The sequence below is a fragment of the Microbispora siamensis genome (genome assembly GCF_016863095.1).
GTDB classification, from domain to species: domain Bacteria; phylum Actinomycetota; class Actinomycetes; order Streptosporangiales; family Streptosporangiaceae; genus Microbispora; species Microbispora siamensis.
The window spans coordinates 15,222-39,143 of sequence record NZ_BOOF01000056.1; the positions used below are offsets into that span (position 1 = coordinate 15,222).

Sequence of the window (23,922 nt, forward strand, 5' to 3'; positions counted from 1 at the left end):
CCATCGTGCCGGTCGGGTCCGACAAACGCGTCCGCCGTCGTGCTCGACTTCCCGGACTACGGCCGGCGGGCGTCCGGCTCCTGTGCGGCGTACCGCGACGCTAGGGTTCGGTGCCATGGTCACCCCCCTGGAGCCCGACGACCCACGCGTACTGGGTGAGTTCACACTGAACGGACGGCTCGGCGAGGGCGGGCAGGGGGTGGTGTTCCTCGGCCGGTCGCCCCACGGTGAACCGGTCGCGGTCAAGGTGCTCAAGTCGGGGCTCGACTCGTCCGTGAAGGAGCGGCTGGTCCGCGAGCTCGACGCGATGCGCGGAGTCGCGCCCTTCTGCACCGCCCGGGTGCTGACCGCGGTGGTCGATGGGCGCATGCCGTACGTGGTGAGCGAGTTCATCGACGGGCCGTCCCTGCAGCAGCGGGTCGATTCCGGCGGCCCGCTGCGGGGCGGCGAGTTGGAGCGCCTCGCGGTCGGCACGGCCACGGCGCTTGCGGCCGTTCACGGGGCCGGGATCGTGCACCGGGACTTCAAGCCGGCCAACGTGCTGCTGGGGCCGGACGGCCCCCGGGTGGTGGACTTCGGCATCGCCAGGCACAGCGCGAGCGACACGATCACGGCGGGCCCTGTCGGCACCCCGGCCTATCTGGCGCCCGAGCAGATCGCGGGGGACCCGGCCACGCCCGCCTCCGACGTGTTCGCCTGGGGAGCCACGATCGTCTTCGCCGCCACGGGCCGCCCGGCCTTCGGCGCCGCCAGCGTCCCCGCCGTCATGCACCGGATCCTGACCGCCGAGCCCGACGCCTCGGCACTGCCCCGGTCGCTGCGCGGAGTGGTCGAACGATGCCTCGCCAAGGATCCCGCGCGCCGGCCGGCCTCCCGCGACCTGCTGCTGGAACTCGTCGGGTCCGCCCCCGACCCGCTGCAGGCGGGCGCGGCCGCGGCGACCACCAGGCCGGAAGGTGTACGGCAGGGCGGGACGACCGCGGTTCTCCCGGACTTCCCGGCTCCCGGTCCGGCCGGGACGATCCCGTCGGGCCCGGAGACGACCGGGGCGGGCGGCCGTCGGCAGGCTTCCCGCGCCGGGATCGTCGCCGGGGCGGTGGCCGCCGTGGCCGCGGTGTCGGTCACCGCCGCTCTGCTGGGGCCGCGCCTGCTGTCCGACGGCACGACCGCCACCTCGCCGCGCGCCGCCACGACGACGACCGTCTCGCAGACCGCCGGCTCACCGGCGCCGCCCGCCGACGCCACGCCTGGGGAAGCCGCCGCGGACGACGGCGGCGCGAGCCAGGACGACACCGGTGCGACCCAGGACGACGCCGACGCGGGGCAGGACGACAGCGTCACGACGGACGACGCCGCGGGGGACGCCACAGCGACTCCTAAGGCGACTCCCGTGCCGTCGACCACGCCGGGCGGGACGGTTCCGGCCGCGTTCGCCGGCACCTGGGGAGGCCATCTCGTGCCCGACCAGTTCGTGGGAACCAGCGAGACCGACGTCCAGATCGTGCTGGAGCCGGGCAGGCGGACCGGAAGCTGGAAGGACACCAACAGCTCATGCCGGGGAAGCCTGACGCTGACGCGCAGCTCCGGCACCGCACTCGTCTTCCGGCTGGACAAGTGCGCCGCAGGCAGGATCACCCTGATCCGCACCGGCGAAGGGCTCGCCTACCGATGGGACGGCGACGAAGGCGACGTCACCTTCCAGGGCCTCCTGATCAGGGACTGACCACTCCGCACGGAGATCCCGCTTCGGGCGGCTGCGACCGGGGTCCGCGGCGACATGGTGACCATGTTCTGCAGGCGGATGACGGCCCTCCGCGAGAAGGGCCGTGACCATCTGCTGCATGGACCCTCGCGCCTTGCTATATAGTTGGTTTGAGCCAACCAACCAATAAGGTAAGGGTGCGGGATGGAAGGTACGCCGGGGAACGGGGACGACCGGCTGCGGGAGGCCACCGATCGTGTGGCGGCGGCGCTGGCCACGGTGGGCAACTGGATGTTCGCCCCGGCGACGCGGCGACGGATCATGGCGGCCTCCGGGCTGGAGCTGTCGCTGGGGGACTACACGCTGCTCGCGCAGATCTCCCTGCACGCGCCGGTGCGGTTGTCCGTGCTGGCCGAGCAGATGGAGGTGGACAAGTCCACGCTCTCGCCCCCCGCGAAGCGCCTGGAGTCGCGCGGGTTCATCGAGCGGCAGCCTGACCCAGCCGACGCCCGGGCGAAGCTGGTGAGTGTCACGCGGGAGGGCAAGCTCGCCATCCGCCGGCTCTGGAAGGCCCGGACGGCCGCCGTCGCCGCCCTGATGGAGGGCTGGGAACCGTCCGACATCGAGCATCTCGCCGACGGTCTCGCCGCCTTCGCCGAGGCGATCAAGAAAGGCGCATGACTTCACCGCCGGTCCACGGGACCGTGCATCGCCGATTGAACGGAGTGAGCACCATGCGTGCTGTTGTGCTGCGTGAATTCGGGCCACCAGCCCGTTTGACCCTCGAAGAAGTGCCCGAACCTCGGCCGGGGGCGGGGCAGGTCACCGTACGGGTGGCCGCCGTCGGCGTCCAGTTTCTGGAGACCCAGGTGCGCTCGGGAGTGATGCGCGGCGCGCTGGGCGGCAAGGACCTGCCGGTCGTCCTCGGCAAGGAGATCGTTGGAGAGGTCGCGGAGGTCGGCGCCGGATGTGATCCCGCCCTCGTCGGCACTCAGGTCCTTGCCAGCACCTCGGGGACGGGCGGGTACGCCGAAATGGCCGCCGTACCCGCCGACTCGCTCATCCCGATTCCGGCGGGGCTCGGCCTGCACGACGCCGTCGCGCTCTACCGGTACGGGGCCACAGCCCAGGGCCTGATTCGTGCGGCCCGGGTGGCCCCTGGTGATCGTGTGCTGGTTCTGGCCGCCGCCGGCGCCGTCGGCACGGTTTTGGTGCAGTTGCTCACGCGAGCGGGCGCGACGGTCGTCGGCGCGGCGCGTGGTGAACACAAGCTCGACCTCGTCACCAGGCTTGGTGTCGGCCATGTCGTCGACTACTCGCTGCCCGGCTGGACCGATCGGGTCCGTGAGGCGGTGGGCGGTTCGGTGGAGGTGGTGTTCGACCACATCGGCGGGACACTCGGACAGGAGGCGCTCGGGCTGCTCACCCCGGGCTCCGGCCGGCAGGTCGTTTTCGGCTTCTCCAGCGGCGCGCCGCTGGAGGCCGCGCCCATGCAGCTGATGGGCCGGGGCCTGACCGTCAGCGGATTCAGCGCGGGCCTCATCTGGAGTCGGCCCGCCTTCGCCCGCGAGTTGGTGACCGAGGTGCTCGACCTGGCCGCCGCCGGTCGGCTCACGCCGGTGATCGGCCAGCGGTTCCCCCTGGAGAAAGCGGCCGACGCGCACGCCGCCGTCGAGGCGCGCGACACGCTCGGCAAGACCCTGCTCATTCCCTGAGTCCTGTGCGGACCCCCAAAGACGCCCAAGAGCCGTAACCGGCCTGGGTGAAGTACCGATTTGTTTCCGAACAAGGAGCCGGTAAACGTGTCCAATTTCCCCAAGGTCTTCGTGGCCGGTGCCACGGGACTGCTCGGCAGCCAGATCATCAGCGCCCTTCTCGACCGGGGCGCGCCCGTCCGGGCCCTGGTGCGGCCAGGCGTCGGCACGGACAAGAAGACCGCGCTCACAGCGCTGCGGTCGCGCGGCCTGGAGGTGGTCGAAGGCGACATCACCGACCCTGCCGAGGCGCTGGCCGAGGCCGTCGGCGACGCCGCCACCGTCATCTCGGCCGTGCAGGGTGGCCCCGAGGTGATCGTGGACGGCCAAGCCAACCTGGCGCGCGCCGCCGCGAAGGCCGGTGCCCGCCGGTTCGTCCCTTCCGACTTCGCCATCGACGTGACCAAGCTGGAGGACGGCGACAACGTCATGATCGACTGGCGTCGCCGGGCCGCCGCCGAGTACGCCCACGCCGGTGTTGACGTCATCTCCGTGCTCAACGGCGCGTTCTACGAAGTGATGGTCGGTTTCATGGGCCTGGTCGACTGGGATCGGGGCACCCTGTCCCACTGGGGCGACCCCGATCAGCCGCTCGACCTGACCTCGGTGCGCGATACCGCCGCCTACACCGCCGCCGTCGCCCTGGACCCGAAGGCCACCGGCACGCTGCGTTTCGCCGGTGAAGTGCTGTCGATGCGGCAGTTCCACGAGGCCGTCCAGCGCGGCTCGGGCCGCACCCTGGAGCTGCGGCACCTCGGCACCGCCGACGAGCTGCGCGCGGAGATCGAACGCCGAGCCGCCCGAACCCAGAACCCGTTCGACTATGTCGCTCTCCAATACCAGTGGTGCATGGTGACCGGAAAGGCCAAATTCGACGTCCTCGACAACGACAGGTACCCACAGATCACGCCGGCTTCGGTGACCGACTTCGTCCGCGCGACCGCACGCACGGCCTGATTCGCAGCAGTTCCAGGCCGGGCAGGACCCGGTGCGACACATGACAGGAAGCTGGGCCGGAACCGCTCTGTTCCGGCCCAGCGGCTACCGGCCCTGATCTTCTCGGCCGCCGGGCGGGTGGGTTCAGGCGCCGAGAAAGCGGGTGATCGCTTGCCATGTGCCGTCCGGGTTCTCTTCCGGGAGGTAGTGGACGGCGTCGGGGACGAGCCCGACAGTGAGATCTTCGTTCCCCGCGGCTGAGAGTCCCTCTCGGTAGGCGTCGAGAGAGGTCGTGGTCATGCGCATGCCGTGTTCGCCACGCAGGTAGAGCAACGGCGTCGCGCAGGCGTCGAGTGAACGGTTGTGGTCGCTGTCCGCGGCGAACGCGCGGTACATGTCGAAGCCTGACGTGAGGGCGGCCGGGGTGGCGTAGGCCTTGGCGTAGACGCGTTGCTGTTCGGCGGGGATTGGATGGCCGGGATGGGTGAGCGGGTCGAAGAAGTGCCGGAAGTAGGCGTGCTCTCGACCGCTGACGAGGCTCTCGGGGAGATCAGGCGTGGCATGGAACGCGAAGTGCCACAAGCGTAGGTTCGCCAGGATCCGGTTCCATGGGTCGACGCCGGGGATGACCGCGTCCAGGATGACCGCGCGAGAAGCGTCGTCGTAGTGATGGACGTAGTCGTAAGCGATCATGCCGCCGATGTCATGCCCCACGAGCACCGCGTCTGTCACGCCGAGGTTGGCGAGTGCCTGGTGGAGAACGGCGGCGATCCGGTGCTTGGTCCCGTCCGTACGAACGCCGGCGGAGTCTCCGATACCGGGCAGGTCGAAGGCGATCACCCGATGCGTGTCCGCCGCGAGAGGAATGAGCCGGTCCCAGCATCGCCGGGACTGAGGCCAGCCGTGCAGCAGAACGAGCACCGGGGCGCCAAGGTCCCCAGCCTCGGTGTACGTCAACTCCCCGCAAGACACTGCCACCGTTCGGCTCGACGTCATCGCCAACTCCTTCTCCGAGTCCTCTCGCGCATGCACAGCAAGGATGCTAGGAGTAACCAACTATAGGCTCATCCAATCATTTGCTACTGTGGCGTCGTGTCGATGCACCCTGAGTCCCTTCGCCGACAGCCCACGTTCCTCCTCGCGCGCGCGGCCACGATGGCCCGCCGGGCGTGCAGCGAGGCATTGGCAGAGGTCGGCCTTACGCAGGCCGAGCACGGGATTCTTGCCTGCCTCCGTGAATGCGGCCCCCTCATGCAGCGCGATGTCGCGGAACGGCTCGCGCTCGACCCCGGCGACCTGGTCACGTACCTGGACAAGCTCGAAGCCCTCGAGGCGATAAGCCGGACGCCGGACAAGAAGGACAGGAGGCGCCGCGTCATCGAACCGACGGCGCTCGGCAGCGAGCTGCTCACCCGCGCCGACGACGCCCTCGCCACCGCCACCGCGCGCCTCCTGGATCCACTCGACCCTGCGGAGATCACCCATCTCATGGCGACCTTGACGCGGCTGCTCGGCGCACACGACCCGGCCCACTGGTGTCAGGCATGAACGAGGCTCGGTTGGCACATCCTCACGATGACGGCCATCGGAGTTCCGCTCCGGGACGACACGACACCCCCCGTACGGGAGCGCCGGAGCATCGCGGACCTGCGTACCGCAGGAGTGACCGGCATCTACTGAAGTAAGCCGATCGCAGTCTTTGCGACGTCGTCGTCAAAACGAGTACGAGTGATCGTCTCCCGGGCTCCACTGGATGGCGATCAGGTCGGAGCCGTACTCCCGGGCCAGCCGGCGACGCAGCCGCACGTCGACGTCGTCCACCTCTATCACGGCCCGGTTCCGCTCGGCGTCGATGTGGCCGCTCAAGATCCTCGGATCGTCGGGCGGTGACATCACGGCGTCCAACACGGCCTCGAGCTCCGCCCGGCTGTGCCGCACCTGCCGCACGACCGGGATGATCGTGAAGGGAGTCTGCACCTGGTCGGGCCACGCGACACCGGTGAGCGGTGCGGCGGCCAGCGCCCGCCCACGATCGGTGATGTACGGAGCGACCAGCCGGTATGGCCGCTTCAGCAGGTACGGCGGGGCGAGGTCCTTCGGGTGTGCCTCCACGCGTTGCATGGCCGCGTCCAGGGCATGGTTGAACGGCTCGATTCGCGAGTCGTAGGGCTCGTCGAGGAAATCGGTCAAGTCCATGGTGAACACCTCGACGGCCTCGGACGTCGCGCGTTCCACGACCAACCGGCCCGGCACGGGGGACGCGGGGCCCAAGGTGAGGGCGTAGAGGACGAACATCGCGAGGATCACCCTGAGCATATGCACGGCGCCTCAGCCTAGAACGATCTTCGATCGTCTGTCGCGGAATCCACCTGGCCGGCCATGACGCGATCACCGCGGCTGACTGGGAGCAGCGGCGCCGTCGGCTCCCCGGTCCACTCCTCGCGCTCGCCGAGACCGAGCGACCGCTTCCGAAATCTGCTCCGCGAGGCGTACCGGAAATCGGGTGACAGGGAGCTTCACTCAGCGTTCGGCCAACCTTCACATCGGGCGCGCGGTCCGCGTCACGGGGTGTTCCTAGCCTGAGCTGGTCGCAGCCACCCCCCTGTGGAGGACAGCCATGCCGTCCCGCCCGATCACCGCTCTCGCCACCGCCTTGACGCTGTCCGCGGCCTCCCTGGGCCTGTGGGCCGCCGGAGGCGCCGGCGCCCAGGCGGCCACGTTGCCGACGCCGGACCACACGGTGGTCGTGGTCTTCGAGAACCACGCCTACTCCCAGATCATCGGCAGCTCCAGCGCCCCTTACATCAACTCCCTGAAGAGCGGCGGGGCCAACCTGACCGCCTTCTACGCCGAGACCCACCCCAGCCAGCCCAATTACTTCGCCATGTTCTCCGGGTCGACGCAGGGCATCACCGACGACTCCTGCTACACCCCCGGCTTCAGCTCCGCGCCCAACCTGGCGTCGGAGCTGATCGCCGTGGGCAAGAGCTGGGCCAGCTACAACGAGTCGCTGCCCAGCCAGGGCTCGACCACGTGCAGCAGCGGCAAGTACGCCCGCAAGCACAACCCCTGGTTCGGCTTCTCCAACGTGCCGACGTCCACCGCGTACACCTTCGCCCAGTTCCCCACCGACTTCACCAAACTGCCGAAGGTGTCGTTCGTCGTCCCGAACCTGTGCAGCGACATGCACGACTGCTCGGTGTCGACCGGTGACACGTGGTTGAAGAACAACCTCGGCGCGTACGCGACCTGGGCCAAGACCCACAACAGCCTTCTCGTGGTCACCTTCGACGAGGACAACCGGCTGAGCGGCAACCGCATCGCCACCGTGCTGTACGGCCAGCCGGTGCTGGCGGGGTCGTCCTCCGGCACCACCTACAACCACTACAACCTGCTGCGCACCCTCGAGGACATGTACGGCACCGGCCACGCGGGCAACGCGGCGTCGGCGTCGGCCATCTCCGGCGTCTGGAACTGAGCGCGTGTATCTCGCGGACAGTCGCGACGCGCCCGCCGCCGTCCCGCAGCGGGGCCGGCGGTGGGCCGCTGTTCCGGGAACCGTGCTGGCCCTGGGCGCGGTGAGCCTGATCACGGACGTGTCGGCGGAGATGGTCACCGCCGTGCTGCCGCTCTACCTCGTCTCCGGGCTGGGGCTGTCCCCGCTCGGCTTCGGCCTGCTGGACGGCGTCTACAACGGGGTCGGCGCCCTGGTGAGGCTGGCCGGAGGTCACCTCGCCGACGGTGGGGGCGGGCGGCACAAGGCGGTCGCCGTGGCCGGTTACGGCCTGTCGGCGCTGTGCAAGCCGCTGCTGCTGGTCGCCCACACCCTGCCGCTGATCGGCGCGGTGCTGGCCCTCGACCGTACGGGCAAGGGCCTGCGCACCGCCCCCAGGGACGCCCTCATCTCCCTGGCCACCCCGCCCGAGCGCCGCGGGCAGGCGTTCGGCGTGCACCGGGCGATGGACACCGCCGGAGCACTCTGCGGGCCCGTCCTCGCGTTCCTGGTGCTGGGGGTGGCGGCGGAGGGCTACGACGCCGTCTTCACGGTTAGTGCCTGCGTCGCCGCGCTGGGCGTGCTGGTGCTGGTGCTCTTCGTCCCCGGCCGTTCCGGCGGCGTGGGCGCCGCCGGGAGTGCGACACCCTCCGGCCCGCTCCGGGCACCCGCGCTCCTGCGGATGCCCGGCCTGCCACGGCTGGCGGCGTGCGCGGTGCTGCTGGGGCTCACGACGGTGAGCGACTCCTTCGTCTATCTACTGCTGCAGCGCAGGTTCGAGGTGCCCGCGCAGTGGTTCCCCCTGCTCCCGCTCGGGACCGCGGCCGCCTTCCTGCTGCTGGCCGTACCCGCCGGCGCCGTCGCCGACCTGATCGGGCGGCGGCGGCTGTTCCTGCTCGGGCACCTTGCGCTGCTCGTCGCGTACGGGCTGGTGCTGGCCGTTCCCGGCGGGCCGCTGCCGGCGGTGGTGGCGGTGCTCGTGCTGCACGGGGCCTTCTACGCGGCGACCGACGGCGTGCTGGCGGCCGCGGTCGCCGGCGTCGTGCCGGACGCGATGAGGGCAAGAGGCCTGGCCCTGGTGGGCACCGGCCAGGCCCTCGCCCGGTTCGCCTGCTCGATCGGGTTCGGCGCCGCCTGGACGGTCTGGGGCGACGGCCCGGCGCTGGCCCTCGCAACGGCGGGGCTGGCGGTCTCCACTCCCATCGCAATCGCCGCGTTGCGTCCCTCCGCCTGCTCCCCCGCGGGTCCCTCCGCGTGCCCCTCCCGGCATCGGACGAGCTGACCGTGCGACGAGAAAGGAGCCCGGTGACCGTCCCACCTCGCCTGGCGGTCCTGCTGGCCGCGGTGCTGCTCCTCGGGGGCCTGTCCGCCTGGGCGGTGGTGCACGCCGCAGCCCGCGCGGAGAGCCGGGGCCTGCCGCGGGCGGGGGAACCCGCCGCCGGTCCGGGTGCGGTCACACTCGCCACGGGACAGGGCCGCCGGATGCTCTTCCGGACGATGGCGTGGGGTCCGCACCGCGACGAGGTCGTATCCGTACCCGCGGACGACCCGGGAGGCCCGCGCGTCTCGTCCGGCGTGCGGTGCCTGCGCTTCCACGCCTCGTCCGGCACCGGCGCCTGCCTCCAGGCCGAGCACGGCCCGCTGGGCGACACCTATCGAGCCGTGGTGCTCGACGCGCGACTGCGGGAACGGCGGGCGTTCCCCCTCGCCGGCATCCCCACCCGCACGAGGGTCTCCCCGTCCGGCCGCATGGCGGCCTGGACCGTCTTCGTGAGCGGCGACTCGTACGCGGGGACGAACTTCTCCACCCGCACCTCGATCCTGGACACGCGCACCTGGTCTCTGCAGGACAACCTGGAGACCTACCGGGTGCTCAAGGACGGCCGTCCCTATCACGCGGCCGACGTCAACCTGTGGGGAGTGACCTTCGCCGACGACGGCCACTTCTGGGTCACCCTCGCGACCGGGGGCCGAACGTGGCTGGCGCGCGGCGACGTCGCGGCCCGCACCCTGACCACGGTCCGGCAGAACGTGGAGTGCCCGTCGCTCTCCCCCGACGGCACCCGCATCGCGTTCAAGAAGCGGGTGCCCGGCCTGCCCGAGGACGCGCCGTGGCGGCTGTACGTCCTCGACCTTCGGACCATGCGGGAGACCCCGGTCGCCGAGCGGCGCAGCGTCGACGACCAGGCGGTGTGGCTCGACGCCCGCACGCTCGGCTACGCGCTGCCGGGCGACTTCGGCGCCGACATCTGGACGGCGCCGGCGGACGGCTCGGGCGCCCCGCGCCGCCTGCTGTCCGCGGCGCTCGCCCCCGTCGTCGTCGAGTGAACTCCGCCGCCCCGCTCAAAATCGATGTGCGGGAAACGGGCCCGGCTAGAGCGGACTGTCGTGGGCGATGAGGGCGAGTTGGACGCGATTGTCCAGGTTGGTCTTCGCGAGGATGCGAGAGATGTAGCTCTTGACCGTGCCGACGCTCATGTGGAGCTCGGCCGCGATGTCCGCGTTGGACCTGCCCTGGCCGACCGCGGCGGCGACCTCGCGCTCGCGATCGCTGAGCCTGGACAGCAGCCTGCGCGCGTCGTCGCGGCGGCGGTCCTCCGCCTCCGGCGCCAGGTGGGCGATCAGGCGCCGGGTCACGCCGGGTGACAGGATCGGCTCGCCCGCCGCGACCCGGAGGACCGCGTCCACGATGCCCTCCGGCGGGGTGTCCTTGAGCAGGAACCCGCTGGCCCCGGCGCGCAGCGCGCCGAAGACGTGCTCGTCGGCGTCGAACGTGGTCAGCATGATGACGTGGGGAGGGTCGGGCCGCCGCCGCAGCAGCCGGGTGGCGTCGATCCCGTCCAGGCCCGGCATCCGGATGTCCATGAGCACCACATCGGGCGCATGCGCGTCGACCGCGGCTCCGACGTCGGCGCCGTCGCCAACGGCGCCCACCACGACGAGCTCGTCGGCGCCCTTGAGCATCAGCGTCAGACCTGCCCTGACGAGCGGATCGTCGTCCACGACCAGCACGCGTATGGCGCTCACACCGGCCATGGTAGCCAGACCGCCAGGCGGAACTCGCCTTTCTCCACCCCGGCCTGCTCCACCCGGCCGCCCGCCAGCTCGGCCCGCTCCCGCATCCCGGCGAGGCCGGCACCCTCGCCCCGGGGAGCGTGCGCCACGGCATTGCGTACCTCGATGGCGAGCCCCCGGTCCGGCCCGCCGTCGAGGCGGACGGTCACCGGCCTGCCCGGCGCGTGTTTCCTGGCGTTGGTGAGTCCCTCCTGGACGATCCGGTAGGCCGCCCGCGCCGTCGCGCCCGGCAGGTCGGGCAGGCGCATGCCGCCGTCGTGCACCTCGACCTCCATACCCGCCCGCCGTACCTCCTCGACCAGCGTGCGCAGGTCCAGCTCGGCCAGGACGGGCGCCTCACGGAGCACCGAGATGACCTGGCGCAGCTCCTGCAGCGCCTGGTGCGCGCTGGACCGTACCACCGCGGCCGCCTCGACCACCTCCGCGGGGTCGGCCCGCGCGTTGAACTGGAGCGCCCCTGCGTGCAGCGCCAGCAGCGACAGCCGGTGCGCCAGCACGTCGTGCATCTCGCGGGCGATGGCCAGGCGTTCGTCGTGGCGGGCCCGCTCGACGCGCCGCCGCTGCTCCTCCTCTGCCCTGCGGACCCGCTCCGCCAGCGACAGCACCAGTTGACGGCGGGCCCGCGCCAGCATCCCCCATCCGGTCAGCGCCACCCCGGACAGCACCGCGACCAGCGCCCACACCGGGTACGGCGCCAGGCCCGGCGGCCGCAGCCAGAACCGGGCCAGCGTCGCGGCCACCCAGGCCGCACCCATGCCGATCGCGACGACCGAGCGCCGGTACAGGGCGGTCATCAGCGTGGCGATGCCGGCCGCGACCGACGCCGAGGCCGCGGGCACCGCAAGCGCCACGGCCACGAGCGCCATGGTGGCCGGCCACCGGCGCGACAGCCACAGAGCCCCGCACGCCGCCGCGCCGCCGGCCACGTCCGCGACCAGGTACCAGCCGGAAGCCGCGCCGAGGTCGTCTCGCACGACGACCGCCGCCGCGGCCAGCGCGCAGGCGACCCCTCCCGCCCGGATCGCCCGGTCCCGCCGGGTCCTGGCGGGGCCCGGCCGTACGTCTGCCGTCACGGACGCCCAGCGTAGTGACGACGGGCCCGCCGACGGCAGCAACCAAAGTCGGCGCCGGGTTGTCACCCGGGTTGCCACGGGCAGGCCCCGGGGCGGCAGACGTGGGTGGTGTGCGCGGAACACGCTGACGGCATGACGGCGAACAAGACGCGCGGCCGCCGGGCCGCACTGCTCCTCGCGGTGATCACACCGCTCGTGGCCGAGTTCACCCTCGGCAACCCGCCGCTGCGCATGGCCTGGCTCCTGCTGCTGTGGATCCCGATATACGGCGCGGGCGTCGTCCTGGTGCGCGAGCTGGTACGACGGGCAGGGACGGGCTGGACCGGGGTGCTGCTGCTCGGCGCCGCCTACGGCATCGTCGAGGAGGGCTTGGCGCTGCAGGCGCTGAGCAGCCCCACGATCTACGGCGCCGCCGGGTGGGCACCCCGGATCCTGGGGCTGAACAGCGCCTATGCCGAGCTGCAGATCCCCTACCACGCGGTCTTCAGCGCCGCGATCCCGATCCTGCTGACCGACCTGATCGTCCCGTCCCTGCGCGACCGGCCCTACCTGGGCAGGCTCGGCACCTGCGTGGCCGGGACGGTCTTCGTCCTCGGCGCGCTGCTGCTGCGGGTGACGGTGGTGACGTCCATCGACCCCGGGTACGAGGCGCCGGCGGCGATCCTGGCGGGCTGTGCGGTTGCCGTGGTCCTGCTGACGGCGGCGGGGCTGCGGCTGAAGCCTCGCCCGGGCATTCCCCCGCTCAGCCCGCCCGCGCCCGTGGCGGCCGGGGTGTTCGGCGCCGTGGCCGCCTTCGGATACTTGGCGTTGCTGTTCCCCTTCGGCGGCGCGACCCAGCCCGCCTTCACCCACGGGGGATGGGTGATCGTGCCCATGTCGGCCGCCGCCGTTCTGGCGGTCACCGCCGCGTGGCTCCTGCGCCACTGGACGGCCGGCGGACTGTGGACGGACCGGCACAGCCTCGCCCTGGCCTCCGGCGCCCTGATCGCCCACACCGCCTTCGGCCTGATCTCCAACACCGACACGGCGGCCGACCGCCTCGGCCTGGCGGCCGTCGGCCTGGTCATGATGTGCCTGCTGGCCCTACTGGGCCGCAAGGTCACCGGCCTCCCTCGCTCCAAAAGCAACGACGAACAGTTCCTGTGAGCGCCTTTACAAAGTAGATCACGAATACCAGCTGTTCTCTGCGGCGAGGCTCACCGCATGTCGACGTCGATCCCGGATTCGGCGACGAGGATGTCGAGCAGGTCCTGCAGGGTGATCGCCGGCCTCCAGCTCCGTTGGCTGTAGGACGGGCGGTCGTAGCCCGGCACGAGGTGCCGGCGGGCCACCGGCCCACAGGTTGGCGCGGGTCGGCCGACCGCCATGCCAGAGACCCCAGATCTCCCGGGCACCGCTGGGCAGGGATTCGTAGAGCCCTTCGTCGAGGATGACGTCGACGAGGCCGGTGCCCAGCGAGGAGGGGCGTGATCCGATCACGGTGGCCGACACCATCTGGCCCGTGTCTACATCGCGCCCGCTGCGGTCGACGGCGTGGATCATTGCCCGCAGGTAGCGGCGCCGGGCCGATGCACGAGCAACCGATGCTGTAGGACTGGCAGCCGCCCGGGCGGTCCTGGGGATCGTGCACCGGGTCCAGCACAACGCGGGCCAGCCACGCCCGGTCGGTGCCGGCATGTCGTAGTGCCTCAAGCAGCGAGCCGACCGGTTCGCAGCCGATCAGGGTGTAGTGCTCGGGAGCCGCGGGCGGTTCCGGATCGACGAACAACCCGTCGACCTCGGCACACAGCGCCATGGGGACGTCGGAGCCGTCCACGCCACTGCTGCCCTCATCGATCAGCAGCCACCGCAGCGGCACGTTGAGTGAACGGTCCCCCTGCGATGCTGTGATGCTCAGCCGGCCGGTCGCTACAGCCACTCTCCATGTGTCAGGTCCAGCCGCTGGTGGAGCAGGGCCTGCTGGGCAGGGTTGGCGGTCAGGCCCAGCGCCCGCTCGTCGCAGAGCCGCGCCTGACTCGTCTCTCCCAGCGCGCGCAGCAGTTCGGCTCGGGTGGCGTGCAGGAGCGGGTAGCGGGACAGGGCCTCCTCCAGACCGGCCAGCTCCGCCAGCGCGGCCGCGGGTCCCTTGACGTAGCGCAGGGCGATGGCCCGGTGCAGCCGGGTGACCGGCGAGGGGGCCACGGCCAGGAGCATGTCGTACAACACGAGGATCTGCGCCCAGTCGGTCTGCTCGAAGCCGGCGGCCTCGGCGTGACAGGCCACGATCGCGGCCTGCAACTGGTAGGGCCCCGGCCGGCGATGAGCCCTGGCGGTGCGCGTCAGCAACGCGGTCGCCTCGGCGATCGCGGCGCGGTCCCATAGGTCGCGGTCCTGCTCGGCGAGCGGCACCAGACGCCCATGGGAGTCGAACCGGGCCGCGCCGCGCGCCCGGTGCAGCCGGATGAGCGCGAGCAGCCCGGCCACCTCCGGCTCGCCCGGCATGAGGCCGGCCAGGAGCGCGGCCAGCCACTCGGCGTCGTCGGCCAGGTCGCGCGCCTCGGCCCGCTCGCCCGTGCTGGACAGATAGCCCTCGTTGAACAGCAGGTAGACGACCGCGAGCACGGCGTCAAGCCGCTCGGGCAGCTCCTCTGCGGCCGGAATCCGGTAGGGGATGCCCGCTTCGGCGATCTTTCGTTTGGCGCGGGTGAGCCGCTGGGCCACCGTCGTCTCCGGCACGACGAAGGCCGCGGCGATCTGCGCGGTGCTCAGCCCGCACACCACCCGCAGGGTCAGCGCGATCCGGGCCGCCGGCGCCAGCGCCGGATGGCAGCACGTGAAGATCAGCCGTAGCCGGTCGTCGCCCTTTCCCGGCTCGGGCCACCGTAGCTGGGCCAGCTTGGCGCGGTAGTTCGTCTCCCGCCGCAGCACGTCGAGGCCGCGGCGGCGGGCAACGGTGAACAGCCAGGCGTCCGGCCGGTCCGGCACGCCCTCGACCGGCCAGCGGCGCAGCGCGGTCTCCACGGCGTCCTGCACCAGGTCCTCCGCCGCGGAGAAGTCGCCCAGCAGCGACACCAGGCACGCCGCGAGGCGGCCCGCGTGCTCGCGCACGACGCGGGCCAGCGCCTCGCGGCTCCCCCGGCCGTCGTCCGGTCCGCTCACGAGGCCGGGCGGATCTCCACCAGCGGGCAGGCCGGCCAGGACCTGACCATCTTCAGCGCCTCGTCCAGATCGGCCACCTCCACCTCGGCGTAGCCGCTGACGACCTCCTTGCCCTCGACGAACGGCCCGTCGGTGACGACGGGCTCGCCGTCGCCGAGACGTACGGTGGTCGCGGTGTGCGCGGGCGCCAGATGCATGTGATGCGTGATCTTGTCGGAGTTCTCGGCGAACCAGCGGCCCACCGCCTCGTAGGCGGCCTCGCGCTCCAGATCGCTCATCTCCTCCAGTCGCTTGCCGAACTCCTCGGTCTCGACGAACATCAGCACGTACTTCATGGGTGCCCCTCTTCCTTCGCTGCCGATCCGGCAGAGCCCCGATGCTCGGCCTTCGACAGGAAGACGAACGGGCGACCGCCTCATACGACACTCGGCGGCAAGACTTCTACCACGCCGCCCTCACGGGAGGGACTTGCCGGTCATGAGGCGGCCTGCACGTTGGCGATCTCCAGCACCTTGCGGAGCAGCTCGCCGAACTCGGCGGGGTGCGTGCTGAGGCCCGTGTGCCCGCCGGGGAAGTGGACGAACGACGTGCCGAACCGCTCGGCGAGGAATGCGGCGGGGCGGTAGGGCAGTTCACCGCGTGAGTCCGCTCCCCCGGCGAGCACGAGCCGGTCCGACAGAGCCTTCAGACGATCCACGTCCGGCGTATAGGCCATGAAGCTCGGCACGATACGCCCGAGGAAGTAGGGCATGTTCGCCATCGTCCGCGCCACTCGGGCCGCCGCCTGCGGGGGCAGTTCGGTGGCCGCCTTGGCGTCGACGGGATCGGCGCCGGGCCGCCTCATGCCGGCCGCGAACACGGCCGCCGCGGGCATCGGCCCCTCCCGGCGGAGCGTGTCCTGCACGCGGGCGAGCAGCGCGCGATGCTCGGCGACGTCCGGCAGCACCTCCACCAGCGGTGGCTCGTGCGCCACGACGCGTTCGATCCGCCCGGGATGAGTGGTGAGCAGGTGCAGCGCGACGATCGCCCCCGAACTGCAGCCGACCACGCGGGCGGGCACTCCTGGAGACAGCAGTTCCAGCAGCCGGAACGCGTCGTCGGCGTGCTGCTCGACCCGCTGCCGGGCTTCCGGGTCGTCCAGCGGGCTGCGGGACATGCCGCGCGGGTCGTAGGACGCGACCGTGTAGTCGGCGGCCAGGTCGTCGGCGACGCCGTCATAGGAAGCCGCGCCGCCCGTGCCGCCGGGGATCAGCAGCAGGAGCGGGCCCTTCCCGCGCACCTCGTAGTGCAGAGTGGCGCCGTCCACGCGTAGGCGGCCGATGGCCGGGCTGGTCACGTTTGGTCTCCTTCATCGTGCGTGGGCCAGTGCTCCAGGAGGGTGTGCAGGGCATCGAGGCAGCGGACCCAGGTGTCTTCCGCCGGACGCGCGTGTGCGAACCCGCCCGCTGCCTCAAGGCTGGTGAAGCCGTGGAGCGTGCTGCGCATCAGCCGGACCGCGTCGGTCAGGTCGGGTTCCTTCAGTGCGTAGCCGCGCAGCATGCTGTAGGTCAGCTCGATGGCGCGTCGCGGCCCGGCTGCCCGGGCCACCAGCTCGGGATCGATCTGTATCGGGATCTGCGTCGCCGTGTATCGGCCCGGGTGATCGTGGGCGTACTGCCGCCATGCGTTCGCGTACGCGACCAGTGCGTCCTTGCCGGCCCGCCCGGCGGTCGCCTCGGCGATGCGGATGGTCTTCTCGTCCGCCGCCAGCAGCGCGATCCGCCCGCGCAGGTCCTCGAGGCTGCGGACGTGCGCGTAGAGGCTGGCGTCCTTCACCCCGAGTCGTCGTGCCACCGCCGACATGGTCACGTGCTCGAGCCCGACCTCGTCCGCCAGCTCGGCACCGGCGAGCGTCACCCGATCCGCCGTCAACCCGGCCCGCACCATGTGCATGCCGCCCTTCTCCACCTAGAGCCATTTGGATCTGCCTAGTGATACTAGACTATTTCTTGGACCCCAAGGCTTCCTCTAAGCCCTTCAGGAGGCGGACGATCGCGCTGCCGGTGCGCCCAGGGGCGCCGTACGTGTCCAGGCCCACCGGGTCGGCGCACAGCGGGGGCGCCCGGTCCTCGCCTCGGTCTCCTGCCGTCATCATCCGGCCCCTTTCTCCTCGGCGAGTTCTTCCGGCCGGCGCGGCTTCTCACCAGAAGGAACATTCGTGTGACCACGGGAAGGAAATGTGCCTTCTTCCGCGTGCCGGCGAACGGGTGCAGGATCCCGAAGCAGGCAGAAGGAAAAGGACTGAAGAATGACAAGAATCGCCATTGTCATCGGCAGCACACGGCCGGGCAGAATCGGCCGGGATGTGGCGGACTGGGTTCACCGGATCGCCTCGAAGCGCACCGAGGCCGAATATGAGCTCGTCGACCTCGCCGACGAGAACCTGCCGCTCTACGACGAGGCGATCCCCGCCGCCGTCGGCCAGTACGCCCAGGAGCACACCAAGCGGTGGGCCGAGGTCGTCCGCCGGTACGACGGCTACCTTGTGGTGACGCCCGAGTACAACCACGCTCCGCCGGCGGCGCTGAAGAACGCGTTCGACCTGGTGTACGCCGAATGGCACAACAAGGCCATCGGCTTCGTCGGTTACGGCGCCGCGGGAGGCGCGCGCGCCGTCGAGCACCTGAAGCTGGTGGCGGTCGAGCTGAGCATCGCGCCGGTCTCCGCGCAGGTGGGACTGCTGGTCCCGGCGGATTTCCCGGCCTACCCCGAGTTCACGCCGCTGGAGCACCGCGAGTCCGAGCTGACACGCGTGCTGGACCAGTTGGAGTCCTGGACGAAGGCGCTGGCCGCCGTCCGCTGACCCCCGGCGTGAAAGGCGCGGGCACCGGTCCGGTGCCCGCGCCTTTCACATCCTGCCAGGTCCGAAAAATATTCCCGCGGATAAATGACCGCGTCTTCTCGTCGATTTCGTCAGCCATACCGGAACGACAAGACGGAACGGCCGGCGAATTCCCCGGAACGCCCTCCTGTCCCCCCGTTTCCCGTACGCCTCGATGGCGCCGCCGATTCCGCGTACCGCGCTGCCCGGCTCACCCGGCTGAACCGGGCGGGGAGGCTGCGGCTTGTTCACGCGCCGGTCGCGTGCGAGGCTGACGTTCTCAGCGGGGAGGGAAGCGCGATGTCAGAAGGATCTCGACTGCCCGGCGACGTGGAGCCCGACGTGTGCGCGGCGTTCCGCGATGCCCTCGACCGGGTCGGGAGCAAATGGGGAATGGCGATTATCGCGGCCGCGAGCAGCGGGCCCATCCGGTTCGCCGAGCTGCACCGGACGATTCCCGGCATCAGCCGCCGCATGCTGACCCTCACGCTACGCACCCTGGAGCGCGACGGGCTGCTCGTCCGCACCGTGTATCCCACCGTGCCTCCGCAGGTCGAGTACACGGCCACCTCTGTGGCCAGGGAACTGTTCACGTCCACGCGCGCGCTGTCGGAGTGGGCGGAGAACAACCACGAGAAGATCACAGCCTCGCGGGCGGCCTACGACAGGAACGCCGGCACCCGCCGGTAGCAGGCTCACAGCTGTTCGCCGAGCTTGAAGCCGTGCTCGACGTCGCCCAGGCGGGTGTAGGAAAAGCCGTCCGCTCCGACCGTCACGGCGACGGCCCGGACCGCGGCGTCGACGTCCTCTGCCGATGCGATCGGGACACGTCCCACCACCTGGTCGCGGCCGCCGCGACGGCGCTGTCGGCACCCCGCGTCACCGGACAGCGGCGCCCCCGCAGGTGATCGCGCCGTCGACCTCCCACGGGACGTGCCGTCCGCCGAGCACGGACGGATGAGCGGCCGCCGAGGACGCGAGGGGTCGCCGCACGGGTGGCGGAGGACCTGCGTGATCACGACGTGCTTGTCCCCCGTGCGAGCTACCCGCGAGTGTCCACCGTGCGGTGACGATTCCAGGTCGGCGAATCCCTAACGTTCCGGGGGTAGCCGCGGCGCTCCGGCCGCGGGATCTCGCAAAGGAGTCGTCATGCGACTGTTGAAGCAGCTGGTGCCCGTCGCGGCGGTCGCCTTCGTCGGCAACCTGGGCGTGAGCGCGGTACAGGGGAACGCGTTTCTCACCCTGGTCCTCGGTGTCGCGACAGCCGTGCTCGCGGTGCTCGTGTACGCGTGGGTGGTGCGGTGGTCCGAGCGCCGCGCGCCGGTGGAGGTGGCCGGGAAGGGCGCCGCCTCCGCCGTCGGCCGGGGGATGCTGATCGGTGCCGGGGCGTTCACGGCCGTCATCGTGAACATCGCTCTCGTGGGCGGTTACCGGATCGAGGGCCTCGGCTCGGTGACGGGCGCGATCGGGCTGCTCGGCTTCATGGCCGCCGCCGCGGTGACGGAGGAGCTGCTGTTCCGCGGCATCCTGTTCCGGATCGTCGAGAAATGGACCGGCACGTGGATCGCGCTGGGGCTGACCGGCCTGGTGTTCGGCCTGATGCACCTGGGCAACCAGAACGCCAATCTGTGGGGCGCGATCGCCATCGCGATCGAGGCCGGCGGCATGCTCGCCGCCGCCTACGCCGCGACCCGCACCCTGTGGCTGCCGATCGGCCTGCACTTCGCCTGGAACTTCGTCGAGGGCGGCGTCTTCGGCACCGAGGTCTCCGGCAACGGCGCGACGCAGGGGCTGCTGAAGGGCGTGACGTCGGGTCCGGCCGTGCTCACCGGCGGCGAGTTCGGGCCGGAGGCGAGCGCGTACGCGGTCGTGTTCGGCGCGCTGCTGACGATCGCCTTCATGTGGCTGGCCCGCCGCCGCGGCAACCTGGTCCCCCGCCGGCGCAGCGCCCGGGCCGGCGCGACCGCTACGCTCTCCTAGTGATCGATCTCCGCCGGGTCCCGGACCTGTGGAGACGGTGCGACGTCACGGTCCGGGATTTTCCGTTCGCACTGCTGATGGCCGTCATCTCGCTCCTGCCGGCGTTCCACGGCAAGGGGACGCAGGTCGGCGACCTGCCGGCCCGCCCCTTCGACGCGCTGGCGCTCGTGGTGATCGCTCTGGAGGGCCTCCCGCTCGCCGTGCGCCGACGGTGGCCGGCCCTCTGTCTCGCCCTGGTGTCGCTCGGCTTCGCCCTCGACCAGATCCGCACCTACCACGCGTTCGCGGGCACCGCACTGCCCATCGCGCTCATCAGCGCGGGCGCTCATCTGGAACGTCACCGGCGCGTCACCGTGGTCCTCCTCTCCGCGGCGTACGTGCCGCTGGCGGTCGCCCTCGGCCGGCTCGGCTCGACCGAGGGGCCGGAAGGATTCGTGGTCTTCTACTTGCTGCTGGTCCTCGCGTGGGGTATAGGGGCCTGGCTGCGCTCCACCCGGGCCGCCGAGGCCGAACGCCGTCGCCGCGTCGCGGAGGCCACCCGCGCCGCCGAACGCACCCGCATCGCCCGCGAACTCCACGACGTCGTGACCCACCACGTGACGGCGATGGTCGTGCAGGCCGAGGCGGCCCGCTACCTGACCGCCGCACCCGACCGCCTCGATGCGGCCTTGAGCGCGGTCACCGACACCGGCCGGCGGGCCATCGCCGACCTGCGGCACCTGCTCGATCTGCTCAACCCCGACCACTCCGACCACTCCGAGGTCAGGATGCCGTCCGTCGGCGAACTTCGCACGCTCGTGGAGCAGACGCGCCTGGCCGGGCAGCCGGTGGAGTTCGCAGAAGAGGGCAGCCCGGCGGAATCGGCGGGTAGCGCCGAGTTCGTCGCCTATAGGGTCGTGCAGGAGTCCCTGACGAACGCCCTCAAATACGCCCATGGCAGCCAGACCGAGGTCCGCGTGCGCTACGGCGAGAAGGAGATCATCGTGGAGGTCGGCACCGACGGTTCCGGCTCGCCGGCGGGCTCGCCCGGCGGGAGCGGGCGTGGCCTCGCCGGGCTCCGCGAGCGGGTCGAGACCCTGGGCGGCGAGTTCAACGCCGGTCGGCGGGCGGGCGGCGGCTTCATCGTGCGGGCCCGCATCCCCGCGGGGAGCCCATCGTGAACGCGCCGGTCCGGGTCCTGGTCTGCGACGACCAGGCGCTGATCCGCACCGGGTTCGCGACGATCATCGATGCCCAGCCCGACCTCGAAGTGGTGGGCGAGTGCGGGGACGGTCGCGCCGCGGTCGACCTCGCCCGCCGGCTGAACCCGGACATCGTGGTGATGGACGTCCGCATGCCGGTGCTCGACGGCATCGAGGCGACCCGCCTGCTGGCCGGTGCCGGGGTGAAGGATCCCGTCAAGGTGCTCGTGGTGACGACGTTCAACCTGGACGAGTACGTGTACGAGGCGCTGCGCGCGGGGGCGAGCGGGTTCCTGCTCAAGGACGCCCCACCGGCGCAGCTGCTGCACGGCATCCGAACCGTCGCGACGGGTGCCGCGCTGCTGGCCCCCGAGGTGACGCGGCAGCTCGTCGGCAGGTACGCGGCGCGGATCCGTCCCGCCGAGGGCACCCCGGACGACGCCGCGCTGACCCCGCGCGAGCTGGAGGTGCTGCGGCTCATCGCCGACGGCCTGTCCAACAGCGAGATCGCCGCGACGTTGGTGATCAGCCAGGAGACCGTCAAGACGTACGTGTCGCGCATCCTCACCAAGCTCGGCCTGCGTGACCGCGTGCAGGCGGTGGTCTACGCCTACCGCAGGGGCCTGGTGACCTGAAACCGGCAAGTGCGGTGTGTGGGAGGCCGGTCTCTTGACCGCGCCCTGCGGCGAAATCGCGGCCCGGCTCTTTCTCGGCCCCCGCATGGGGGCCACCACCTTTACCGCGCATTCCCCAAGCCATGCCTCGCATTCAACTCGCCGCCGTCCTCGCGACATTGGCCGCGGCGGATATTGCCGATCCCGCACGCCCGCGCGGAGTCAATATCAAATGAATTATGCCGAGCATCGACCATGGGACGTGAAAGCAAAATTTCACACTGTTGTTAACGCTAACAGAGTCGAGCGCGAGGAGATGCCATGGACCTCCATAGCTGCACCGCTACCGCTTGAGGATTTCGACAGCCATCACTATGAACCCGGCGGGGACGTCGCGTCAAGGTTCCACAGGTCCGCCCGGCCGTCTACGTCTGAGGCCACACAACCCGAGAGGTAAGAAAATTTCGATTATGCTTTGAAAAGTTTAGGCCGACTTGCCGGGTGGCGCGTACTCCTGAAACTTTCACTGCGATTCGATAAAGATCAACACGTTTTGAGCTGTGGCATCACGCCGAGATGTTAGCCATAACATTGCCCATCGTCTTCGTTTCATTGACGACGCGAGCCGCTGCTTCTTACCGTCTGAACCCCCTTCATCCACCGACTCGAATGGGGTTGGCAATGCAAGGTTCAACCAGATGGGCGGCACGGGTCGCGGCCCTTTCCGGCGTTCTTCTGCCGGTGGTCGCCGGGGCGATGACCGCACCAGCGCCGGCCATGGCGGCGGTGTCCTGCCGGGTCGACTACACGGTGACCAACCAGTGGCAGGGCGGCTTCGGCGCCGGCGTGACGATCCACAACCTCGGCGACGCGGTCAACGGCTGGCGGCTGACCTGGTCCTTCGGCGCCGGCCAGACCGTGACCCAGGCATGGAACGCCACCGTCACCCAGACCGGCGGCAACGTCACCGCCGCCGACGCGGGATACAACGCCCAGATCCCCACCGGCGGAAACACCTCCTTCGGGTTCAACGGCTCCTGGAACGGCGCCAACCCGAACCCCGCGTCCTTCTCCCTGAACGGCGTCGCCTGCACCGGCACTCCCGGCTCACCGAGCGCGAGTCCCAGTCCGTCGCTCCCACCGTCACCGTCCGTGTCGCCCAGTCCCTCGGCGCCGTCGGGCGGGCCCACGACCCCTCCGGGGTCCTATCCCAACCCCGGCCGCGTGACCGGCGACATCGGGGTCCACGACCCCAGCGTGGTGAAGCGCCCCGACGGGGGTTACCTCCTGGCCCACACCGGCGACAACATCGTCCTCAAGACGTCCGCCGACCGGACGGCCTGGCGTAACGCCGGAGCGGTCTTCCCCGGCGGCGCTCCATGGACCACCTCCTACACCGGTGGCAGCAGGAGCCTGTGGGCGCCGGACATCTCCTACCACAACGGCAGGTACTACCTGTACTACTCGGCCTCGTCCTTCGGGTCGAGCAACTCTGCGATCTTCCTGGCGACCAGCACCAGCGGAGCCTCCGGCTCGTGGACGAACGAGGGAATGATCATCTCGACCAACTCCTCCAGCGGCTACAACGCGATCGACCCCAACCTCGTCATCGACGACCAGGGCAGATGGTGGCTGACCTTCGGCTCGTTCTGGAGCGGCATCAAGCTCATCCAGCTCGACCCGGCCACCGGCAAGCGGCTCGACACCACCGTCCGGAGCATCGCGCAGCGTCCGGGCAGCACGGCGATCGAAGCGCCCTTCATCTTCAGGCACGGCGGCTACTACTACCTGTGGGCCTCCTTCGACAGGTGTTGCCAGGGCGCTTCCAGCACCTACCGGATCATGGTCGGCCGCTCGACAAGCGTGACCGGCCCGTACGTGGACCGCAACGGCGTGGCGATGACATCCGGCGGGGGCACGCAGGTGCTCGCCGGCCACGGCGGCATCCACGGCCCCGGTCACCAGGCGGTCATCAACGACAGCGACGGTGACGTGCTCTTCTATCACTACTACGCCGACAACGGCGCGTCCCTGCTGGGCATCAACAAGATCGGCTACGACTCGGCCGGCTGGCCGTTCGTCTACTGACGATCAGGAGAGCTTCAACGGCTGGCGG

25 protein-coding genes are annotated in these 23,922 nt (G+C 70.9%); 15 read left to right on the top strand and 10 right to left on the bottom strand.

Annotation, left to right across the window (positions count from 1 at the left end):
* Positions 1 to 115 precede the first annotated feature (115 nt).
* The 4 genes from Msi02_RS36715 to Msi02_RS36730 all read left to right on the top strand — a co-directional run bounded on the left by Msi02_RS36715 (position 116) and on the right by Msi02_RS36730 (position 4,413).
* The gene (locus Msi02_RS36715) at positions 116 to 1,723 is read left to right on the top strand and encodes a serine/threonine-protein kinase (protein ID WP_204052400.1); all 1,608 of its coding nucleotides are present in this window, start codon (positions 116 to 118) and stop codon (positions 1,721 to 1,723) included.
* A gap of 183 nt (positions 1,724 to 1,906) precedes the next feature.
* A complete protein-coding gene (locus tag Msi02_RS36720; RefSeq protein WP_079318035.1) occupies positions 1,907 to 2,383 on the top strand; it encodes a MarR family winged helix-turn-helix transcriptional regulator in 477 nt (158 codons plus the stop codon).
* A gap of 110 nt (positions 2,384 to 2,493) precedes the next feature.
* Complete coding sequence (locus Msi02_RS36725) at positions 2,494 to 3,417, top strand: zinc-binding dehydrogenase (RefSeq protein ID WP_239109090.1); 924 nt, start codon at positions 2,494 to 2,496, stop codon at positions 3,415 to 3,417.
* Positions 3,418 to 3,504: 87 nt separating this feature from the next.
* Positions 3,505 to 4,413, top strand: coding sequence for an NmrA family NAD(P)-binding protein (locus Msi02_RS36730; protein ID WP_204052402.1), 909 nt, complete (start codon positions 3,505 to 3,507; stop codon positions 4,411 to 4,413).
* 123 nt (positions 4,414 to 4,536) lie between these two features.
* Here Msi02_RS36730 and Msi02_RS36735 read toward each other — a convergent pair whose 3' ends face one another.
* Positions 4,537 to 5,313 (bottom strand): alpha/beta fold hydrolase, encoded by a 777-nt coding sequence (locus tag Msi02_RS36735; protein WP_204052403.1) that lies wholly within the window; start codon positions 5,311 to 5,313, stop codon positions 4,537 to 4,539.
* Positions 5,314 to 5,490: 177 nt separating this feature from the next.
* Between Msi02_RS36735 and Msi02_RS36740 the strand changes: the two genes are divergently transcribed.
* A complete protein-coding gene (locus Msi02_RS36740) occupies positions 5,491 to 5,940 on the top strand; it encodes a MarR family winged helix-turn-helix transcriptional regulator (protein WP_239109097.1) in 450 nt (149 codons plus the stop codon).
* A 165-nt stretch (positions 5,941 to 6,105) separates the two neighbouring features.
* Here Msi02_RS36740 and Msi02_RS36745 read toward each other — a convergent pair whose 3' ends face one another.
* Positions 6,106 to 6,714 carry a hypothetical protein gene (locus Msi02_RS36745; protein ID WP_204052405.1) on the bottom strand — a complete coding sequence of 203 codons (609 nt, stop codon included), beginning with the start codon at positions 6,712 to 6,714 and terminating at the stop codon, positions 6,106 to 6,108.
* Between the two features lie 295 nt (positions 6,715 to 7,009).
* Here Msi02_RS36745 and Msi02_RS36750 point away from each other — a divergent pair, with 295 nt between their 5' ends.
* The 3 genes from Msi02_RS36750 to Msi02_RS36760 are packed head-to-tail and all read left to right on the top strand — an operon-like array spanning position 7,010 to position 10,213.
* The gene (locus Msi02_RS36750; protein ID WP_204052406.1) at positions 7,010 to 7,870 is read left to right on the top strand and encodes an alkaline phosphatase family protein; all 861 of its coding nucleotides are present in this window, start codon (positions 7,010 to 7,012) and stop codon (positions 7,868 to 7,870) included.
* 4 nt (positions 7,871 to 7,874) lie between these two features.
* Entirely contained in the window at positions 7,875 to 9,167 is a 1,293-nt protein-coding gene (locus Msi02_RS36755; protein ID WP_204052407.1) for an MFS transporter, read from the top strand.
* A 23-nt stretch (positions 9,168 to 9,190) separates the two neighbouring features.
* On the top strand, positions 9,191 to 10,213 hold the full coding sequence (locus tag Msi02_RS36760) for a TolB family protein (RefSeq protein WP_204052408.1): 1,023 nt from the start codon (positions 9,191 to 9,193) through the stop codon (positions 10,211 to 10,213).
* Positions 10,214 to 10,258: 45 nt separating this feature from the next.
* On the opposite strand, the gene Msi02_RS36765 is transcribed toward Msi02_RS36760, so the two are convergent.
* Positions 10,259 to 10,921 (bottom strand): response regulator transcription factor, encoded by a 663-nt coding sequence (locus tag Msi02_RS36765; protein WP_204052409.1) that lies wholly within the window; start codon positions 10,919 to 10,921, stop codon positions 10,259 to 10,261.
* Positions 10,909 to 12,033 carry a sensor histidine kinase gene (locus tag Msi02_RS36770; protein WP_204052410.1) on the bottom strand — a complete coding sequence of 375 codons (1,125 nt, stop codon included), beginning with the start codon at positions 12,031 to 12,033 and terminating at the stop codon, positions 10,909 to 10,911. The genes Msi02_RS36765 and Msi02_RS36770 overlap by 13 nt, the downstream gene beginning before the upstream one ends.
* 132 nt (positions 12,034 to 12,165) lie before the next feature.
* On the opposite strand from Msi02_RS36770, the gene Msi02_RS36775 reads away from it, so the two are divergent.
* Positions 12,166 to 13,179: an AF_0692 family protein gene (locus tag Msi02_RS36775; protein ID WP_204052411.1), complete on the top strand. Its 1,014-nt coding sequence runs from the start codon at positions 12,166 to 12,168 to the stop codon at positions 13,177 to 13,179.
* Positions 13,180 to 13,229: 50 nt separating this feature from the next.
* Here Msi02_RS36775 and Msi02_RS44140 read toward each other — a convergent pair whose 3' ends face one another.
* From Msi02_RS44140 to Msi02_RS36795, 5 genes are all read right to left on the bottom strand, one after another.
* A complete protein-coding gene (locus Msi02_RS44140) occupies positions 13,230 to 13,364 on the bottom strand; it encodes a hypothetical protein (RefSeq protein ID WP_275414209.1) in 135 nt (44 codons plus the stop codon).
* Positions 13,365 to 13,941: 577 nt separating this feature from the next.
* Entirely contained in the window at positions 13,942 to 15,171 is a 1,230-nt protein-coding gene (locus Msi02_RS36780) for an RNA polymerase sigma factor (protein WP_204052412.1), read from the bottom strand.
* On the bottom strand, positions 15,168 to 15,506 hold the full coding sequence (locus tag Msi02_RS36785; protein ID WP_239109091.1) for a YciI family protein: 339 nt from the start codon (positions 15,504 to 15,506) through the stop codon (positions 15,168 to 15,170). Before Msi02_RS36785 ends, Msi02_RS36780 begins: the two co-directional genes overlap by 4 nt.
* A gap of 140 nt (positions 15,507 to 15,646) precedes the next feature.
* Positions 15,647 to 16,507, bottom strand: coding sequence for an alpha/beta fold hydrolase (locus tag Msi02_RS36790; protein ID WP_204052413.1), 861 nt, complete (start codon positions 16,505 to 16,507; stop codon positions 15,647 to 15,649).
* A complete protein-coding gene (locus Msi02_RS36795) occupies positions 16,504 to 17,097 on the bottom strand; it encodes a TetR/AcrR family transcriptional regulator (RefSeq protein WP_204052441.1) in 594 nt (197 codons plus the stop codon). Before Msi02_RS36795 ends, Msi02_RS36790 begins: the two co-directional genes overlap by 4 nt.
* Positions 17,098 to 17,458: 361 nt before the next feature.
* Here Msi02_RS36795 and Msi02_RS36800 point away from each other — a divergent pair, with 361 nt between their 5' ends.
* Complete coding sequence (locus Msi02_RS36800) at positions 17,459 to 18,013, top strand: NADPH-dependent FMN reductase (RefSeq protein WP_204052414.1); 555 nt, start codon at positions 17,459 to 17,461, stop codon at positions 18,011 to 18,013.
* A 318-nt stretch (positions 18,014 to 18,331) separates the two neighbouring features.
* Positions 18,332 to 18,721, top strand: coding sequence for a winged helix-turn-helix transcriptional regulator (locus Msi02_RS36805; protein ID WP_204052415.1), 390 nt, complete (start codon positions 18,332 to 18,334; stop codon positions 18,719 to 18,721).
* 5 nt (positions 18,722 to 18,726) lie between these two features.
* Here the strand turns inward: Msi02_RS36805 and Msi02_RS36810 are convergent, their stop codons facing one another.
* On the bottom strand, positions 18,727 to 18,867 hold the full coding sequence (locus Msi02_RS36810) for a hypothetical protein (RefSeq protein ID WP_204052416.1): 141 nt from the start codon (positions 18,865 to 18,867) through the stop codon (positions 18,727 to 18,729).
* 313 nt (positions 18,868 to 19,180) lie between these two features.
* Here Msi02_RS36810 and Msi02_RS36815 point away from each other — a divergent pair, with 313 nt between their 5' ends.
* From Msi02_RS36815 to Msi02_RS36830, 4 genes are all read left to right on the top strand, one after another.
* Complete coding sequence (locus Msi02_RS36815) at positions 19,181 to 20,011, top strand: CPBP family intramembrane glutamic endopeptidase (RefSeq protein ID WP_204052417.1); 831 nt, start codon at positions 19,181 to 19,183, stop codon at positions 20,009 to 20,011.
* Positions 20,011 to 21,171, top strand: a complete 1,161-nt coding sequence (locus tag Msi02_RS36820) for a sensor histidine kinase (protein WP_204052418.1) — start codon at positions 20,011 to 20,013, stop codon at positions 21,169 to 21,171. Before Msi02_RS36815 ends, Msi02_RS36820 begins: the two co-directional genes overlap by 1 nt.
* A complete protein-coding gene (locus Msi02_RS36825; RefSeq protein ID WP_204052419.1) occupies positions 21,168 to 21,827 on the top strand; it encodes a response regulator in 660 nt (219 codons plus the stop codon). The genes Msi02_RS36820 and Msi02_RS36825 overlap by 4 nt, the downstream gene beginning before the upstream one ends.
* A 735-nt stretch (positions 21,828 to 22,562) precedes the next feature.
* On the top strand, positions 22,563 to 23,894 hold the full coding sequence (locus Msi02_RS36830) for a family 43 glycosylhydrolase (protein WP_204052420.1): 1,332 nt from the start codon (positions 22,563 to 22,565) through the stop codon (positions 23,892 to 23,894).
* Positions 23,895 to 23,922: the final 28 nt, after the last annotated feature.

What these genes read in the sequence shown, in the direction of transcription:
- Msi02_RS36740 (WP_239109097.1), top strand. Translation starts at nt 5,491, where the DNA reads ATGCACCCTGAGTCCCTTCGCCGACAGCCCACGTTCCTCCTCGCGCGC.
- Msi02_RS36785 (WP_239109091.1), bottom strand. Translation starts at nt 15,506, where the DNA reads ATGAAGTACGTGCTGATGTTCGTCGAGACCGAGGAGTTCGGCAAGCGA.
- Msi02_RS36800 (WP_204052414.1), top strand. Translation starts at nt 17,459, where the DNA reads ATGACAAGAATCGCCATTGTCATCGGCAGCACACGGCCGGGCAGAATC.
- Msi02_RS36775 (WP_204052411.1), top strand. Translation starts at nt 12,166, where the DNA reads ATGACGGCGAACAAGACGCGCGGCCGCCGGGCCGCACTGCTCCTCGCG.
- Msi02_RS36795 (WP_204052441.1), bottom strand. Translation starts at nt 17,097, where the DNA reads ATGGTGCGGGCCGGGTTGACGGCGGATCGGGTGACGCTCGCCGGTGCC.
- Msi02_RS36765 (WP_204052409.1), bottom strand. Translation starts at nt 10,921, where the DNA reads ATGGCCGGTGTGAGCGCCATACGCGTGCTGGTCGTGGACGACGATCCG.
- Msi02_RS36750 (WP_204052406.1), top strand. Translation starts at nt 7,010, where the DNA reads ATGCCGTCCCGCCCGATCACCGCTCTCGCCACCGCCTTGACGCTGTCC.
- Msi02_RS36815 (WP_204052417.1), top strand. Translation starts at nt 19,181, where the DNA reads ATGCGACTGTTGAAGCAGCTGGTGCCCGTCGCGGCGGTCGCCTTCGTC.
- Msi02_RS36720 (WP_079318035.1), top strand. Translation starts at nt 1,907, where the DNA reads ATGGAAGGTACGCCGGGGAACGGGGACGACCGGCTGCGGGAGGCCACC.
- Msi02_RS36805 (WP_204052415.1), top strand. Translation starts at nt 18,332, where the DNA reads ATGTCAGAAGGATCTCGACTGCCCGGCGACGTGGAGCCCGACGTGTGC.
- Msi02_RS36830 (WP_204052420.1), top strand. Translation starts at nt 22,563, where the DNA reads ATGACCGCACCAGCGCCGGCCATGGCGGCGGTGTCCTGCCGGGTCGAC.
- Msi02_RS36715 (WP_204052400.1), top strand. Translation starts at nt 116, where the DNA reads ATGGTCACCCCCCTGGAGCCCGACGACCCACGCGTACTGGGTGAGTTC.